Origin of the sequence: Pseudomonas sp. MMS21 TM103 (genome assembly GCF_022132145.1) — a bacterium.
Classification (GTDB): Bacteria; Pseudomonadota; Gammaproteobacteria; order Pseudomonadales; family Pseudomonadaceae; genus Aquipseudomonas.
On record NZ_JAJISP010000006.1, the window covers coordinates 104,336 to 119,351 of the forward strand.

A 15,016-nucleotide genomic window follows, 5' to 3' on the forward strand; every position below is an offset into this window, starting at 1 on the left:
GCCCCGAGGTAGGACCTCCTACAAACAGCAGCATCGAGGAACGCGACAGACCATGACCGACTTCAGCACCATCGAACTGGAAACAGACCCGCGCGGTTTCGCCACCCTTTGGCTCAACCGTGCCGACAAGAACAACGCCTTCAATGCCGAGATGATCCGTGAGCTGATCCTCGCCCTCGATGACGTGCAGGCCGACAAGAGTCTGCGTTTTCTGCTCCTGCGTGGGCGTGGCAAGCACTTCTCTGCCGGTGCCGACCTGGCCTGGATGCAACACGCCGCGACCCTCGACTACAGCGCCAACCTGGCCGATTCACGGGAACTGGCCGAGCTGATGCACAACCTCTACCAGGTGAAGATCCCGACCCTGGCCGTGGTCCAGGGTGCGGCCTTTGGCGGGGCGCTGGGGTTGATCAGTTGCTGCGACATGGCCATCGGTACCGACGACGCCCAACTCTGCCTGTCGGAGGTGCGCATCGGCCTGGCCCCGGCGGTAATCAGTCCCTTCGTCGTGCAGGCCATCGGCGAACGCGCTGCGCGCCGCTATGCCCTGACCGCCGAACGCTTCAGCGGCGAGCGGGCCCGTGAGCTGGGCCTGTTTGCCGAGAGCTACCCGGCCGATGCGCTGGATGACGCCGTCAACGACTGGATCGCCAACCTGCTGCTCAACAGCCCGCAGGCGATGCAGGCGAGCAAGGACCTGCTCAAGGAAGTCGCCAGCGGCGTGCTCACCCCCGCCCTGCGCCGTTATACCGAAAACGCCATCGCCCGCATCCGCGTCAGCGCCGAAGGCCAGGAAGGCCTGCGCGCGTTCCTCGACAAACGCAAGCCCAGCTGGCAGGAGCAACCATGACTACTCCTCGCGATCTAGTGCTCCATACCGTCCAGTGCGACAGCTGGCTCGATAAACGCCAATCCCTCTGGCAGGAGCAACAATGACTATTCCTCGCGATCTAGCGCTGCAGACCGTTCAGTGCGGCAGCTGGCTCGATAAACGCCAATCCTTTCGGCAGGAGCAACAAGCATGAGCAAGCACATCGACACCCTGCTGATCGCCAACCGCGGCGAAATTGCCTGCCGCGTCATGCGCACGGCCAAGGCCATGGGCATCACCACTGTGGCGGTACACAGCGCCGTCGACCGTAATGCTCGCCACGTGCGCGAGGCGGACATCGCCATCGACCTGGGCGGCGCCAAGCCAGCCGACAGCTACCTGCGTATCGACGCACTGCTCAGCGCGGCCAAGGCCAGCGGCGCCCAGGCCATCCATCCCGGTTATGGCTTCCTCTCGGAGAACGCCGGCTTCGCCCGCGCCATCGAAGCGGCCGGTTTGCTCTTCCTCGGCCCGCCGGCCAGCGCCATCGACGCCATGGGCAGTAAGTCCGCCGCCAAGGCGCTGATGGACGCCGCCGGCGTGCCACTGGTGCCTGGCTATCACGGCGAGGCCCAGGACCAAGAGACCTTCCGCGCCGCCTCGGAAGTCATCGGCTACCCGGTATTGCTCAAGGCCACCGCCGGTGGCGGCGGCAAGGGCATGAAGGTGGTCGAGCGCGAGAGCGAGCTGGCTGAAGCCCTGGCTTCCGCCCAGCGCGAGGCACAGTCCTCGTTCGGCGATTCGCGCATGCTGGTGGAAAAGTACGTGCTCAAGCCGCGTCACGTGGAGATCCAGGTGTTCGCCGACCAGCACGGCCACTGCCTGTACCTCAATGAGCGCGACTGCTCGATCCAGCGCCGCCACCAGAAGGTGGTCGAAGAGGCGCCTGCACCGGGCCTAAGCCCGGAACTGCGCCGCGCCATGGGCGAGGCCGCGGTCAAGGCGGCCCAGGCCATCGGCTATGTCGGCGCCGGTACCGTGGAATTTCTGCTGGATGAGCGCGGCGACTTCTTCTTCATGGAGATGAACACCCGCCTGCAGGTCGAGCACCCGGTCACCGAGGCCATCACCGGCCTCGACCTGGTCGCCTGGCAGATCCGCGTTGCCCGTGGCGAGCCGCTGCCGCTGACCCAGCAGCAGGTGCCCTTGATCGGCCACGCCATCGAAGTGCGCCTGTATGCCGAAGACCCGGAGCACGACTTCCTGCCGTCCACCGGGCGCTTGAGCCTGTACCGCGAACCCGCGGCCGGCCCGGGTCGCCGCGTCGATACGGGCGTCGCCGAAGGTGACGAGGTCTCGCCCTTCTATGACCCGATGCTCGGCAAGCTGATCGCCTGGGGCGACAACCGCGAGGAAGCACGCCTGCGCCTGCTCGCCATGCTTAATGAAACCTGCATCGGCGGGGTCAAGACCAACCTGGCGTTTCTGCGTCGCGTGCTGGCCCACCCGGCCTTCGCCGACGCCGAGCTGGATACCGGCTTTATCCCGCGCTACGAAGCGCAGCTGCTGCCGCCGCCAAGCGAGTTACCCGCCGAGTTCTGGCAACTGGCTGGCGACGCCTTCGCCCAGAGCGAGCCGCTACGGCGCAAGCACGAAGACTTCCATTCGCCCTGGGCCGGCACCAGTGGCTGGCGCGCCGGCCTGCCGGCTGAAATCGACCTGCACTTGGCCTGCGACGGCGTGACGCAAAAGGTGCGCGCCTGCGGCGTCGCTCGATTGCAGGGCGAGACGCTGTTGTGCAGTAGCCCGCGAGACACCGAGGTTCAGCCAGACGCGCTGCAACGGCGCCTGCATGCCATCCGCCAGGGCAACACCCTCTACCTGGAATGGCAGGGCGACTTGCACGCCATCAGCCAGCTCGATCCGATTGCCGAGGTCGAAGCCAGCCACAGCCAGCACGGTGGCCTGACGGCGCCGATGAATGGCAGCATCGTTCGCGTCCTGGTCGAAACCGGTCAGCGGGTCGAGGCCGGCACCGCGCTGGTGGTGCTGGAAGCGATGAAGATGGAACACAGCATCCGCGCGCCCCACGCTGGCACCGTCAAGGCGCTGTATTGCAGCGAAGGCGAGATGGTCAGCGAAGGCAGCGTCCTGGTGGAGCTGGACGAAGCCTGACGGCTCGGTGCTGTCGAATGCTCTATTGACTGCGTAGGATGGGTTGAGCGAAGCGCTACCCATCCTACCGTCCAAGGTCCTTCGTCAGGTGCGAACTGGATACGAAGCCCAAGATCCCGATTCAAGAGATGACGCCATGACAATTCCCAGCAAGGTGCGCCTGGTCGAAGTCGGCCCGCGCGACGGCCTGCAGAATGAAAAACAGCCGATCCGCGTGGCCGACAAGGTGCGCCTGGTCGATGACCTGTCCGCCGCCGGCTTGAGCTATATCGAGGTCGGCAGCTTCGTCGCGCCCAAGTGGGTGCCGCAGATGGCCGGCAGTGTCGAGGTGTTCGCCCAGATCCGGCAGGTGCCCGGCGTGACCTACGCCGCCCTGACCCCCAACCTCAAGGGCTTCGAAGCGGCACTGCAGGCCGGAGTCAAGGAAGTGGCGGTATTCGCCGCCGCCTCCGAGTCCTTCTCGCAGAAAAACATCAACTGCTCGATTGGCGAAAGCCTCGAGCGTTTCCTGCCCTTGATGGACGCCGCCAAGCAGCACGGCATTCGCGTGCGCGGCTACGTGTCCTGCGTGCTCGGCTGCCCGTACGAGGGCACCATCGCCCCCGCCCAAGTGGCGGATGTGGCCCGCGAACTCTACAACATGGGCTGCTACGAGATTTCCCTCGGCGACACCATCGGTGCCGGCACCGCCGGAGAAACCCGGCGCTTGATCGAAGTAGTCGGCAGCAAGGTCCCGCGCAACAAGCTGGCCGGACACTTCCACGACACCTACGGTCAGGCCCTGGCCAATATCTACGCCAGCCTGCTGGAAGGCGTCGCCGTGTTCGACAGTTCGGTCGCCGGGCTCGGCGGCTGCCCCTATGCCAAGGGCGCCACCGGCAATGTCGCGACCGAGGATGTGCTCTATCTGCTCAATGGCCTGGGCATCAGCAGCGGTATCGACATGGATCTGCTGATCCAGGCCGGTGCCCGCATCTGCGCGGTGCTGGACAAGCCCAACGGCTCGCGGGTGGCCCGCGCCCGCCTGGCCCAGGCGCAGGCCTGAACACGTCCACGCCTTTGCCTGACCGCGGTCACTCTGTGCCGCGGTTTTTTTTCGCCAAGCGGTGGCTCGCGCAGAACAACGAAAAAACGCCGGCGTCTTCGAGTGGTCCGTACGGTTAGTTGGTTAACTCAAGCTCGCAGGCTTGAGTCTTACCGGTAGGAGGCCCGACCTCGGGGCGAAGCCTTTGTTCTGCACCGCAACACCACAACTTAGGCAGCCCTGCGGGCTGCATTCGCCGCGGGGCGCGCCTCCTACAAGGTTCTGGATAGGCTTGAGCCTTGTAGGGCGCGGAGCGTCAGTTACCCGCGTTCAATCGCCAATGCCACGCCCTGACCGCCGCCGATACACAGGGTGGCCAGGCCTTTGTGGGCATCACGCTTGATCATTTCGTGCAGCAGGGTCACCAGAATCCGGCAGCCGGAACCGCCGATCGGGTGGCCGATGGCGATGGCGCCGCCGTTGACGTTGACCTTGCTGGCATCCCACTGCAGCTCCTTGCCGACGGCCAGGGCCTGGGCGGCGAAGGCTTCGTTGGCCTCGATCAGGTCCAGCTGCTCCAGGCTCCAGCCGGCCTTGGCCAGGCAGCGCTGGGTGGCGGAGACCGGGCCGATGCCCATGATCGCCGGGTCGACGCCGGCGTTGGCATAGCCGGCGATACGCGCCAGCACCGGCAGACCCAGGGCCTGGGCTTTTTCCGCGCTCATCAGCAGCACCGCGGCGGCGCCGTCGTTGAGGCTGGAGGCATTGCCGGCGGTGACGCTGCCGTCTTTCTTGAACGCCGGCTTGAGCTTGGCCAGGGATTCGGCGCTGGTGCTGGCGCGCGGCTGTTCGTCGGTGGCGAAGTTGAGCGGCTCGCCCTTGCGCTGGGGGATCAGGATTGGGGTGATTTCATCCTTGAAACGACCGGCCTCGATGGCCGCGCAGGCCTTGCGCTGCGACTCGGCGGCGAAGGCATCCTGCGCCTCGCGGGAAATCTCGTATTTCTCGACCAGGTTTTCGGCGGTGATGCCCATGTGGTAGTCGTTGAAGGCGTCCCACAGGCCGTCGCTGATCATGCTGTCGACCAGCTGGGCGTGGCCCATGCGCAGGCCGGTGCGGGCCTTTGGCATGACGTAGGGGGCCAGGCTCATGTTCTCCATGCCGCCGGCGATGATCACCTCGGCGTCGCCGCAGCGGATCGCCTGGGCGCCCAGGTGCAGGGCCTTGAGGCCCGAACCGCAGACCTTGTTCAGGGTCAGTGCCGGTACCGCATGGGGCAGGCCGGCGAGGATCGCCGCCTGGCGGGCCGGGTTCTGCCCGGAGCCGGCGGTGAGCACCTGGCCGAGGATCACTTCGTCGACTTCGGCGCCGTTCAGGCCGGTTTGTTCCAGCAGGCGACGGATCACCGCGGCGCCCAGTTCGGGGGCGGCGATGCCTGCCAGTGAACCCTGGAAGCTGCCGACGGCGGTGCGGGTGGCGGCGACGATGACGACTTCTTGCATGGTGAGACTCCTGCGGGTGGCGTCGATGCCGTTCGCGGCATCGACCAACGATGGGTAGCGCTGCGCTCGCGGAACGCCGCCCGACCCATCCTGCAAATGAAAAAACCCGCTGCGCAGGCCGCCATGCGTGGTGGCGGCCTGCGCAGCGGGGAGGTACTCAGAAAGTCATTTCGATGACATCGTCCGGCACGATCAACGGCCCGGCGGTCTTGCTGACGATCTCCTCGATGCTCACGCCCGGGGCGCGCTCACGCAGGATGAAATGGCCATTGTCGATTTCCAGGTAGGCCAGGTCGGTGAGCACCTTGCGGATGCAGCCGCAGCCGGTAAGCGGCAGGCTGCAGTGCTTGAGCAGCTTGGACTCGCCATCCTTGGAGGCGTGGGTCATGGTGACGATGATGTTGTCGGCACCGGCCACCAGGTCCATGGCGCCGCCCATGCCCTTGATCAATTTTCCGGGGATCATCCAGGAGGCAATGTTGCCGTTGGCATCCACCTCGAAGGCACCGAGCACGGTGAGATCGACGTGGCCGCCGCGGATCATCGCGAAGGATTCGGCCGAGGAGAAGATCGACGCCCCCTTACGCGCGGTCACCGTCTGCTTGCCGGCATTGATCATGTCGGCGTCCAGCTCATCCTCGGTCGGAAACGCGCCCATGCCGAGCAGGCCGTTTTCCGATTGCAGCATCACGTCGATGCCTTCCGGCACGTAGTTGGCCACCAGGGTCGGGATGCCGATGCCCAGGTTGACGTAGTAACCATCTTTCAATTCGCGCGCCACACGCTGAGCCATCTGTTCGCGGGTAAGTGCCATGGAGAAATCCTCTTGTTGGGGGCTGATCAGGCGCGCAGGGTGCGCTTCTCGATGCGTTTCTCGAAACTGCCCTGAATGATGCGATCGACGTAGATACCCGGGGTGTGGATGTGTGCCGGGTCGAGTTCACCGGGTTCGACGATTTCCTCCACCTCGACCACGGTGATGCGCCCGGCGGTGGCCACCAGCGGGTTGAAGTTCTGCGCGGTGTGGCGATAGATCACGTTGCCGAAGTGGTCGGCCTTCCAGCCTTTGACGATGGCGAAGTCGCCGGTGATGGCCGGTTCCAGGATGTAGTGGCGGCCATTGAATTCGCGCGCTTCCTTGCCTTCGGCGACCGGGGTGCCGTAGCCGGTAGCGGTGAAGAAGGCCGGGATACCGGCGCCACCGGCGCGCAGTTTCTCCGCCAGGGTGCCTTGCGGAGTGAGTTCGACCTCCAGTTCGCCGTTGAGCAACTGCCGCTCGAACAGGGCGTTCTCGCCTACGTAGGAGGCGATCATCTTGCGAATCTGCCGGTCTTCCAGCAGTACGCCGAGGCCGAAACCGTCGACCCCGCAGTTGTTCGAGACCACGGTCAGGCCGCGCACGCCGAGACGGCGGATTTCGGCAATCAGGTTCTCCGGAATACCGCACAGGCCAAAGCCGCCGGCCAGTACGGTCATGTTGTCGGTCAGGCCGGCCAGAGCCTCTGCGTAACTGCCTACCCGCTTGTCGAGTCCACTCATATCGCTGCGCCTCTTGTAGTTATCGATTTGGCAGCCGTGCCGCCAGAAAGCAAGTGAGAGCTTCACCGCTGCGCACTGATTTGTTAAGTTTGTTTTTCTAAGCCATTAATCCGAAAAACAAACCAATGACCGTAAAGCAATTGCGCGCCTTCCTCGCCGTGGCGCAGAGCCTGAGCTTCGTCCAGGCGTGCGCGCGCCTGCATCTGTCCCAGCCGGCGCTGAGCCTGGCGATCAAGAACCTGGAGCAATCCCTCGGCGGCCCGTTGCTGGTGCGTACCACCCGCAGTGTCAGCCTGACCCCGGAAGGCGAACTGCTGCTGCCGATCGCCCGACGCCTGCTGGCCGACTGGGACAACACCGAGGAACTGCTGCGCCAGCACTTCACCCTGCAAATGGGCAAGGTTGCCATCGCCGCCATGCCCTCCTTCGCCGGCAACCTGCTGCCGGTTGCCCTCAAGGCGTTTCGCACGCGGCATCCGAAGGTCAATGTGGCGGTGCATGACGTCATCAACGAACAAGTGCTGGAGATGCTGCGCAACCGCCGGGTCGAACTGGGCATTGCCTTCGAGCCGGAATCCCTCGACGGCCTGGACTTTATCCCCTTCTATGCCGACCGTTTTGTCGCAGTGGTTCCCGCTGACTGCCCGCTGGCCGAGTTAGCCGAAGTGCGCTGGGCAGAGCTGCTGAAAGAGAGCTTCATCACCTTGCAGCGGCCGTCGGCGGTGCGCCTGCTGCTGGAAGAAAGCATCGCTGCCCAGCATGGCAAACTGCAGGTGGCCTTCGAGAGCCACCAACTGGCGACCGTCGGCCGCATGGTCGCCCAGGGCCTCGGCGTGAGCGCGGTGCCGAGTCTGTGCATCCAGCAGATGCAGGAGCTCGGCGCCCGTTGCATCGCCCTGTCCGCGCCGCGGGTGGAGCGCCGCGTCGGCCTGCTGCGCCTGGCCGGGCACGAGTTGTCGAGCGCGGCCCAAGCCCTGAGCGACGTGCTGCTGCACGTCACGGACTGGAACAGCCTGAACCTTCCGCAGGTCGGGTCAGCACCGGACGAGCACTGACCCTAGCTGGCAAGGCAACGTCCGCGGCAGCGTGCCATTATGTAAGGGCGTGTCATGCAGCCGTCCGAAGCCTGCGGCTGCCGATCACACAGCGGCGCTGGGAGGACAGATGAATCAACCCCTTTGGACCCCGTCCCTGGAACGTGTGGCCGCCACCCGACTGGATGCCTTCCGCCACTTCGTCAACCAGCGCCACGGCCTGCACCTGGCCGACTACCCGGCCCTGCATGCCTGGAGCGTGACCCAGCGCGCAGCCTTCTGGCAGGCCATCGTCGCGTTCTTCGAGATTCGCTTTGCCGCGCCAGCGCAGCATGTGCTGGACGAAGGTCCGGCCATGCCCAGCGCCCACTGGTTCCCCGGCGCCAGCCTGAATTTTGCCGAACACCTGCTGCGCCGCCGCGATGACCACCCGGCCCTGGTGGCCATTGGCGAAGACGGATCGCGTGAGCAACTGTCCTACGCGCAACTGGCCAGCCATGTCGCCGGCCTGCAAACCAGCCTGCGCGCAGCAGGTATAGGGGTGGGCGACCGGGTAGCGGCCTTTATGCCCAATACCTGGCAGACGGTGGTCGGCATGCTCGCCGCCAGCAGCCTGGGCGCCACCTGGTCTTCCTGCTCGCCGGACTTCGGCACCCAGGGGGTGATCGACCGCTTCGGCCAGATCGAACCCAAGCTGCTGATCGCCGCCGCCGGATACCGCTATGCCGGCAAGACCCTCGACCTGACCGGCAAACTCAACGAAATCCTCGAGCGCCTGCCGTCGCTGGAACAACTGGTGGTGGTGCCCTACGCCACGTCGCAGGTCACCACCGAGGACTTCCGCACCGGCGCCCGGGTGGCACTCTGGCGTGATTTCTACCAGCCCGGTGGCGAGTGTGTGTTCACCCCGGTCCCCTTCGACCAGCCGCTGTACATCCTCTATTCCAGCGGCACCACCGGCGTGCCCAAGTGCATCGTTCACGGCGTCGGTGGCACCCTGCTGCAGCACGTCAAGGAACTCGGCCTGCACACCGACCTGAACCCCGACGACTGCCTGTTCTACTACACCACCTGCGGCTGGATGATGTGGAACTGGCTGGTCTCGGGCCTGGCCCTGGGCGCGACCCTGGTGCTGTACGACGGCTCGCCCTTCCACCCTGGCCCCGAGCGCCTGATCGACCTGATCGACGCGGAAGCCATCAGCATCTTCGGCACCAGCGCCAAGTACCTCGCTGCCCTGGAAAAGACCGGCGCCAAGCCGGGTAGCAGCCACCACCTGGAACGCTTGAAAACCATCCTCTCGACCGGCTCGCCGCTGTCCCACGAGAGCTTCGAGTACGTCTACCGCGAGATCAAAGCGGAGCTGTGCCTGTCGTCGATCTCCGGCGGAACCGATATCGTTTCCTGCTTCGCCCTGGGCAACCCGGTGCTGCCGGTGTGGCGCGGCGAACTGCAGTGCAAGGGCCTGGGCATGGACGTGCAAGTGTGGAACGAGGCCGGCCGGCCGGTGATCGGTGAGAAAGGTGAGCTGGTCTGCACCCGGCACTTCCCCTCGATGCCGGTGGGCTTCTGGAACGATGCCGACGGCAGCAAGTTCCACGCGGCCTACTTCCAGACCTTCCCCGGCGTCTGGGCCCACGGCGACTACGCCGAGGAAACCTTGCACGGCGGCCTGGTGATCCATGGCCGCTCCGACGCCGTGCTCAACCCCGGTGGCGTGCGCATCGGCACCGCCGAAATCTACCGCCAGGTGGAAAAAGTCAAGGAAGTGCTGGAATCCATCGCCATCGGCCAGGACTGGGACGATGACGTCCGCGTGGTGCTGTTCGTCCGCCTGCGCGAGGGGGTGGCCTTGAGCGACGAGTTGCAGGCGCGCATCCGCCAGGTGATCCGCGCCAACACCACGCCGCGCCATGTACCGGCCAAGATCATCGCGGTGGCCGACATTCCTCGCACCATCAGCGGCAAGATCGTCGAGCTGGCGGTGCGCAACGTGGTCCACGGCAAGCCGGTGAAGAACACCGACGCCCTGGCCAACCCCGAGGCGCTGGAGCTGTACCGCGATCTTGCGCAGTTACAGCGCTGAGAGGCGGTAAAAAGCTCTCGCCTGCTGCGAGGGCGTCTAGACGTCTACCCACCAGAGAATGGTACCGAGCGCAGCAATAGCACCCATCACGACCTGGGGCTGAGCCGGCAGGTTCAGGTGCCTGCATGACCGCTGCGGATTGCAGCGGGGGCTTGTTCAGGCTAAGTCGTTAATTGTTCGTTGCTGAACGTAGCTACCGATGGGTGTCTCTACGCTGAATATTTTCATAGCCTCTGACTCCTGCCGCGATTGCCCGAAAAGCATCCCGTACTTGCGTCCATGGTCGCAGCCACTCGCTACTTTCGGGCTAGAGACGCGCAGCAGGTCACTTGCTAGCGTCGACTCCATGTTTGTTCGCGCACAGGGACGCGCCCTAGTTGCAGGAAGTGCTCGCCCATGCCCACTACTCGGTTGTCTCATTACAGCTCCGGTCTAATCCTGCTGATGCTCTGGGCGGGCTCAAGCTTCGCCACGTCGCAAGACAGGGTCGCCAAGGAAATGGTGCAGGTCCTGGAGGCCTATGCCGTTTATAAAATGGGCCAGTACGACGAGGCCTATTCCCGTTACCTGAAACTGGCCAAGGCCGGCAACCGTCAGGGCATGCTCAACCTTGGCAACATGCATGCTGCCGGCCAGGGAGTCGATCAAAACCAGGCAAAAGCCCTGCAGTGGTATCAACGCGCCGCCGAGGCTGGAGACGGTAGCGGCATGTTCGAGGTGGCCAGGGCTTATGAACACGGCTTCGGCACCACGACGGACAAGGCAATTGCCTGGGACTGGTACCGGCGCTCGGCCGAAGCTGACAACAGCACGGCGCAATGGCTGCTGGGCAAGCATCTTTATGAGCAAGGCGAACAACTGCAGGGGCTTAGCTGGATTCGCACCGCAGCGGGGCAAGGAGAGCACCCGGCGATGCAATTCATGACCACCCTCGATGGCGCAGCGACGTCTTCCTTTGCGCCAGGCGAGAGCGCCAAAACAGCGATACTGGAAACGCTTGCCGCCATCGACAGGGCCGCGCAAGCACAGGATGCGCAGGGTATCGTCGGAATGTTCAGCCCCGCAGCGAAGATCCGGGTCCGTCTGCCCGACGGCTCCGCATGGAACAACCTGAGCCAAGCGGAACTGGCAGCGCTTTGGCAGGCCACCTTCGACCGCGTCGATTCCTATCGCTATCGGCGCGCTGAGCCAGAGCTACTGGCAGCAGAAGATGGCGTCTTGGTCTTCTCGATCATCACCGAGCACTTGGGCAGCAGCAATGCGCCACAAGTGCTGGAACTCCACGAACAAGCATCATTTCACGTAAGCGCAGGACGTGCCCTCATCTACGACTTGCGTCTGGATATTCGCCGCCAGGGTGAATAGCTGCAGCAGGCGCAGCCAACGGCCAGCCCTACTTATACGCCCTGGCGACCCGGCTCTTCCGGCTCCTCATCCGCGGCGATATCTTCCAGGGTCAGCTCCATACCCCAACTTGGGGCGGCAGCCGGCTCCGGTGCCTTGACCGCCGTATCGGAGGCGGCGGCCGCCACCTGGTTCGCCGGGTTCTCCCGGTGCAGCTTGAGTTTGAGGCGCACGTTGTTCGCCGAGTCGGCATTCTTCACCGCCTCCTCTTCGCTGATGGCGCCTTCATGGACCAGGTCGATCAGCGCCATGTCAAAGGTCTGCATGCCCAGGTTCTTCGACTTTTCCATGATTTCCTTGATCTCGGAAAACTCGTTGCGCTTGATCAGGTCGCGGATGGTTGGCGTACCGAGCAGCACCTCCACCGCCGCGCGGCGTTTGCCGTCGCTGGTCTTGACCAGACGCTGAGAAACGAAGGCCTTGAGGTTGTTGCCCAGGTCGTTGAGCAACTGCGGGCGGCGCTCCTCCGGGAAGAAGTTGATGATGCGGTCCAGCGCCTGGTTGGCGTTGTTGGCGTGCAGCGTGGAGATCGCCAGGTGACCGGTGTCGGCGAAGGCCAGTGCGTGCTCCATGGTCTCGCGGTCGCGAATCTCGCCGATCAGGATCACATCCGGCGCCTGGCGCAGGGTGTTCTTCAGCGCGGCGTGGAAGCTGCGGGTATCGACCCCCACTTCACGCTGGTTGATGATCGATTTCTTGTGCCGGTGGACATACTCCACCGGGTCTTCGATGGTGATGATGTGCCCGCCGCTATTGCGGTTGCGGTAGTCGATCAGCGCCGCCAGCGAGGTGGACTTGCCCGACCCCGTGCCGCCGACGAACAGCACCAGGCCGCGCTTCTCCATGACGGTGCCGAGCAACACCTCGGGTAGCTTCAAGTCCTCGAACTTGGGGATATCCAGCTTGATGTTACGCGCGACAATGGACACCTCGTTGCGCTGCTTGAAGATGTTGATGCGAAAGCGCCCCACGCCAGCCAGGGAAATCGCCAGGTTCATCTCCAGCTCGCGCTCGAATTCCTCACGCTGGGCCACATCCATCACCGACTCGGCAATGCCGGCCACCTCGCCTGCCTTCAAGGCTTCCTGACTGAGCGCCTTGAGCACGCCATTGAACTTGGCGCATGGCGGCGCACCGGTAGACAGATAGAGGTCGGAACCGTCCTGGCTGGCCAGGACTTTCAGCATTGAGTGGATATCCATGAGCAGCGCTTCCGTCGATTGGATTTAATACAGTAGGCCAGGATTCGCCCGTGCCCCGGAGAATCCGGCAAACCGGAAAGTGACGTCATTCTGATGGCGCAGCAAATGCTGGCACAATAGCAGCCCAGCTAAAATGAGGAACCCGTCATGGCAAAAGCAATGGCCCGCCATATTCTGGTCAAGACCGAAGCAGAGGCCGCCGCCTTGAAGAAGCGCATCGCCGCCGGCGAGGCCTTCGACCTGCTCGCCCGGCAGCATTCCACCTGCCCGTCCGGCAAGCGCGGCGGCGATCTCGGCGAAGTACGTCCCGGGCAGATGGTCCGGGCAATCGATCAGGTGATCTTCAAGAAACCCCTGCGTGAGGTGCATGGCCCGGTGAAGAGCCAGTTCGGCTATCACCTGGTGCAGGTGTTCTACCGCGACTGAGCAAAACACTCGACAAAGCCGTCCACCTGTCCTCCCGGCTGCCTTGCCGGGCCAAAAAGCTGTACAATCTTGCCCCTTTCGCGCTCCCGCGCTCGCTTCCTGGACAACGATTCGTGATCTCCACCGCCAATATCACCATGCAATTCGGGGCCAAACCCCTGTTCGAGAACGTTTCCGTCAAGTTTGGCGGCGGCAACCGTTATGGCCTGATCGGGGCGAACGGCTGCGGCAAGTCGACCTTCATGAAAATTCTCGGCAACGACCTGGAACCGAGCGGCGGTCAGGTGATGCTGGAGCCGAACGTGCGCCTGGGCAAGCTGCGCCAGGATCAGTTCGCCTACGAAGACTTCAGCGTGATCGATACCGTGATCATGGGCCACGAAGAGTTGTGGAAGGTCAAAGCCGAGCGTGACCGCATCTACTCGCTGCCGGAAATGAGCGAAGACGACGGCATGGCCGTGGCCGAACTGGAAACCGAGTTCGCCGAGATGGACGGCTACACCGCCGAATCCCGCGCCGGCGAACTGCTGATGGGCCTGGGCATTCCGCTGGCTCAGCATTTCGGCCCGATGAGCGAAGTCGCCCCAGGCTGGAAACTGCGTGTACTGCTGGCCCAGGCGCTGTTCTCGGATCCGGAAGTGTTGCTGCTCGACGAGCCGACCAACCACCTGGATATCAACACCATCCGCTGGCTGGAAAACATCCTGACCCAGCGCAACAGCACCATGATCATCATTTCTCACGACCGCCACTTCCTCAACAGTGTGTGCACCCACATGGCGGATCTGGATTACTGCGAACTGCGCCTGTTCCCGGGCAACTACGACGAGTACATGACCGCTGCGACCCAGTCGCGCGAACAACTGCTGTCGGATAACGCCAAGAAGAAAGCCCAGATCAACGAGCTGCAATCCTTCGTCAGCCGCTTCTCGGCCAACGCCTCGAAAGCCAAGCAGGCCACCTCGCGTGCCAAGCAGATCGACAAGATCCAGCTGGCCGAGGTCAAGCCGTCCAGCCGGATCAGCCCGTTCATTCGCTTCGAGCAGAACAAGAAGCTGCACCGCCAGGCCGTGATCGTCGACAGCATGGCCAAGGGCTTCGACGGCAAGCCGCTGTTCAAGAACTTCAGCTTCACCGTCGAAGCCGGCGAACGTGTGGCCATCATCGGCCCCAACGGCATCGGCAAGACCACCCTGCTGCGCACCCTGGTCGGGGAACTGTACCCGGATGCCGGTACCGTCAAATGGACCGAAAGTGCCGAGCTGGGCTACTACGCCCAGGATCACGCCTCCGACTTCGAAGACGAGAGCAACCTGTTCGACTGGATGGGCCGCTGGACCCAGGGCGGCGAGCAACTGGTGCGTGGCACCCTCGGCCGAATGCTGTTCTCCAACGACGAAATTCTCAAGTCGGTGAAGGTGATTTCCGGTGGCGAACAGGGCCGCATGCTGTTCGGCAAGCTGATCCTGCAAAAGCCTAACGTGCTGATCATGGACGAACCGACCAACCACCTCGACATGGAATCCATCGAGGCGCTCAACCTGGCGCTGGAAAACTACCCGGGCACGCTGGTCTTCGTCAGCCACGACCGCGAGTTCGTCGGCTCCCTGGCCACGCGCATCATCGAGCTCTCCGCCAGCGGCGTAGTCGACTTCAGCGGCACCTACGACGACTATCTGCGCAGCCAGGGCCTGATCCCCTGATCCAGTAAGCTGGTTCGTCGGGCGGCTCGGGCGGCGATCCGTCCGGAACGCAGCAACAACCCGCCAGTTTTTGCGTCGTGCCAACGATCCACGGTGCACTGCCTGCGGCG

The 15,016-nt window shown here is 64.0% G+C and carries 12 protein-coding genes; 8 read left to right on the forward strand and 4 right to left on the reverse strand.

Annotated elements, in window-relative coordinates; translation table 11 throughout:
• The first annotated feature begins 52 nt into the window (after positions 1-52).
• From LJY18_RS17890 to LJY18_RS17900, 3 genes are all read left to right on the forward strand, one after another.
• Positions 53-850 (forward strand): gamma-carboxygeranoyl-CoA hydratase, encoded by a 798-nt coding sequence (locus LJY18_RS17890; protein ID WP_238043157.1) that lies wholly within the window; start codon positions 53-55, stop codon positions 848-850.
• Between the two features lie 171 nt (positions 851-1,021).
• On the forward strand, positions 1,022-2,986 hold the full coding sequence (locus tag LJY18_RS17895; RefSeq protein ID WP_238043158.1) for an acetyl/propionyl/methylcrotonyl-CoA carboxylase subunit alpha: 1,965 nt from the start codon (positions 1,022-1,024) through the stop codon (positions 2,984-2,986).
• Positions 2,987-3,122: 136 nt separating this feature from the next.
• Positions 3,123-4,031, forward strand: a complete 909-nt coding sequence (locus LJY18_RS17900; protein ID WP_238043160.1) for a hydroxymethylglutaryl-CoA lyase — start codon at positions 3,123-3,125, stop codon at positions 4,029-4,031.
• Between the two features lie 299 nt (positions 4,032-4,330).
• Here LJY18_RS17900 and LJY18_RS17905 read toward each other — a convergent pair whose 3' ends face one another.
• The 3 genes from LJY18_RS17905 to LJY18_RS17915 form a co-directional block, all read right to left on the reverse strand.
• Positions 4,331-5,512 (reverse strand): acetyl-CoA C-acetyltransferase, encoded by a 1,182-nt coding sequence (locus LJY18_RS17905; RefSeq protein ID WP_238043163.1) that lies wholly within the window; start codon positions 5,510-5,512, stop codon positions 4,331-4,333.
• A 157-nt stretch (positions 5,513-5,669) separates the two neighbouring features.
• Positions 5,670-6,326 carry a CoA transferase subunit B gene (locus LJY18_RS17910; RefSeq protein WP_238043165.1) on the reverse strand — a complete coding sequence of 219 codons (657 nt, stop codon included), beginning with the start codon at positions 6,324-6,326 and terminating at the stop codon, positions 5,670-5,672.
• Between the two features lie 26 nt (positions 6,327-6,352).
• The gene (locus LJY18_RS17915; protein ID WP_079202224.1) at positions 6,353-7,051 is read right to left on the reverse strand and encodes a CoA transferase subunit A; all 699 of its coding nucleotides are present in this window, start codon (positions 7,049-7,051) and stop codon (positions 6,353-6,355) included.
• 125 nt (positions 7,052-7,176) lie between these two features.
• On the opposite strand from LJY18_RS17915, the gene LJY18_RS17920 reads away from it, so the two are divergent.
• From LJY18_RS17920 to LJY18_RS17930, 3 genes are all read left to right on the forward strand, one after another.
• Positions 7,177-8,106, forward strand: a complete 930-nt coding sequence (locus tag LJY18_RS17920; protein WP_238043167.1) for a LysR family transcriptional regulator — start codon at positions 7,177-7,179, stop codon at positions 8,104-8,106.
• Between the two features lie 109 nt (positions 8,107-8,215).
• The gene (locus LJY18_RS17925) at positions 8,216-10,171 is read left to right on the forward strand and encodes an acetoacetate--CoA ligase (RefSeq protein ID WP_238043168.1); all 1,956 of its coding nucleotides are present in this window, start codon (positions 8,216-8,218) and stop codon (positions 10,169-10,171) included.
• A 498-nt stretch (positions 10,172-10,669) separates the two neighbouring features.
• Positions 10,670-11,536, forward strand: coding sequence for a tetratricopeptide repeat protein (locus LJY18_RS17930; protein ID WP_238043169.1), 867 nt, complete (start codon positions 10,670-10,672; stop codon positions 11,534-11,536).
• 32 nt (positions 11,537-11,568) lie between these two features.
• On the opposite strand, the gene LJY18_RS17935 is transcribed toward LJY18_RS17930, so the two are convergent.
• On the reverse strand, positions 11,569-12,777 hold the full coding sequence (locus LJY18_RS17935; protein ID WP_238043170.1) for a PilT/PilU family type 4a pilus ATPase: 1,209 nt from the start codon (positions 12,775-12,777) through the stop codon (positions 11,569-11,571).
• A 147-nt stretch (positions 12,778-12,924) separates the two neighbouring features.
• On the opposite strand from LJY18_RS17935, the gene LJY18_RS17940 reads away from it, so the two are divergent.
• Together LJY18_RS17940 and LJY18_RS17945 are read left to right on the forward strand one after the other, a co-directional pair.
• Positions 12,925-13,203: a peptidylprolyl isomerase gene (locus LJY18_RS17940; protein ID WP_238043171.1), complete on the forward strand. Its 279-nt coding sequence runs from the start codon at positions 12,925-12,927 to the stop codon at positions 13,201-13,203.
• A gap of 113 nt (positions 13,204-13,316) precedes the next feature.
• Entirely contained in the window at positions 13,317-14,906 is a 1,590-nt protein-coding gene (locus tag LJY18_RS17945; RefSeq protein ID WP_238043172.1) for an ABC-F family ATPase, read from the forward strand.
• The last annotated feature ends 110 nt before the right edge of the window (positions 14,907-15,016 follow it).

What these genes read in the sequence shown, in the direction of transcription:
- LJY18_RS17890 (WP_238043157.1), top strand. Translation starts at nt 53, where the DNA reads ATGACCGACTTCAGCACCATCGAACTGGAAACAGACCCGCGCGGTTTC.
- LJY18_RS17895 (WP_238043158.1), top strand. Translation starts at nt 1,022, where the DNA reads ATGAGCAAGCACATCGACACCCTGCTGATCGCCAACCGCGGCGAAATT.
- LJY18_RS17900 (WP_238043160.1), top strand. Translation starts at nt 3,123, where the DNA reads ATGACAATTCCCAGCAAGGTGCGCCTGGTCGAAGTCGGCCCGCGCGAC.
- LJY18_RS17905 (WP_238043163.1), bottom strand. Translation starts at nt 5,512, where the DNA reads ATGCAAGAAGTCGTCATCGTCGCCGCCACCCGCACCGCCGTCGGCAGC.
- LJY18_RS17910 (WP_238043165.1), bottom strand. Translation starts at nt 6,326, where the DNA reads ATGGCACTTACCCGCGAACAGATGGCTCAGCGTGTGGCGCGCGAATTG.
- LJY18_RS17915 (WP_079202224.1), bottom strand. Translation starts at nt 7,051, where the DNA reads ATGAGTGGACTCGACAAGCGGGTAGGCAGTTACGCAGAGGCTCTGGCC.
- LJY18_RS17920 (WP_238043167.1), top strand. Translation starts at nt 7,177, where the DNA reads ATGACCGTAAAGCAATTGCGCGCCTTCCTCGCCGTGGCGCAGAGCCTG.
- LJY18_RS17925 (WP_238043168.1), top strand. Translation starts at nt 8,216, where the DNA reads ATGAATCAACCCCTTTGGACCCCGTCCCTGGAACGTGTGGCCGCCACC.
- LJY18_RS17930 (WP_238043169.1), top strand. Translation starts at nt 10,670, where the DNA reads ATGGTGCAGGTCCTGGAGGCCTATGCCGTTTATAAAATGGGCCAGTAC.
- LJY18_RS17935 (WP_238043170.1), bottom strand. Translation starts at nt 12,777, where the DNA reads ATGGATATCCACTCAATGCTGAAAGTCCTGGCCAGCCAGGACGGTTCC.
- LJY18_RS17940 (WP_238043171.1), top strand. Translation starts at nt 12,925, where the DNA reads ATGGCAAAAGCAATGGCCCGCCATATTCTGGTCAAGACCGAAGCAGAG.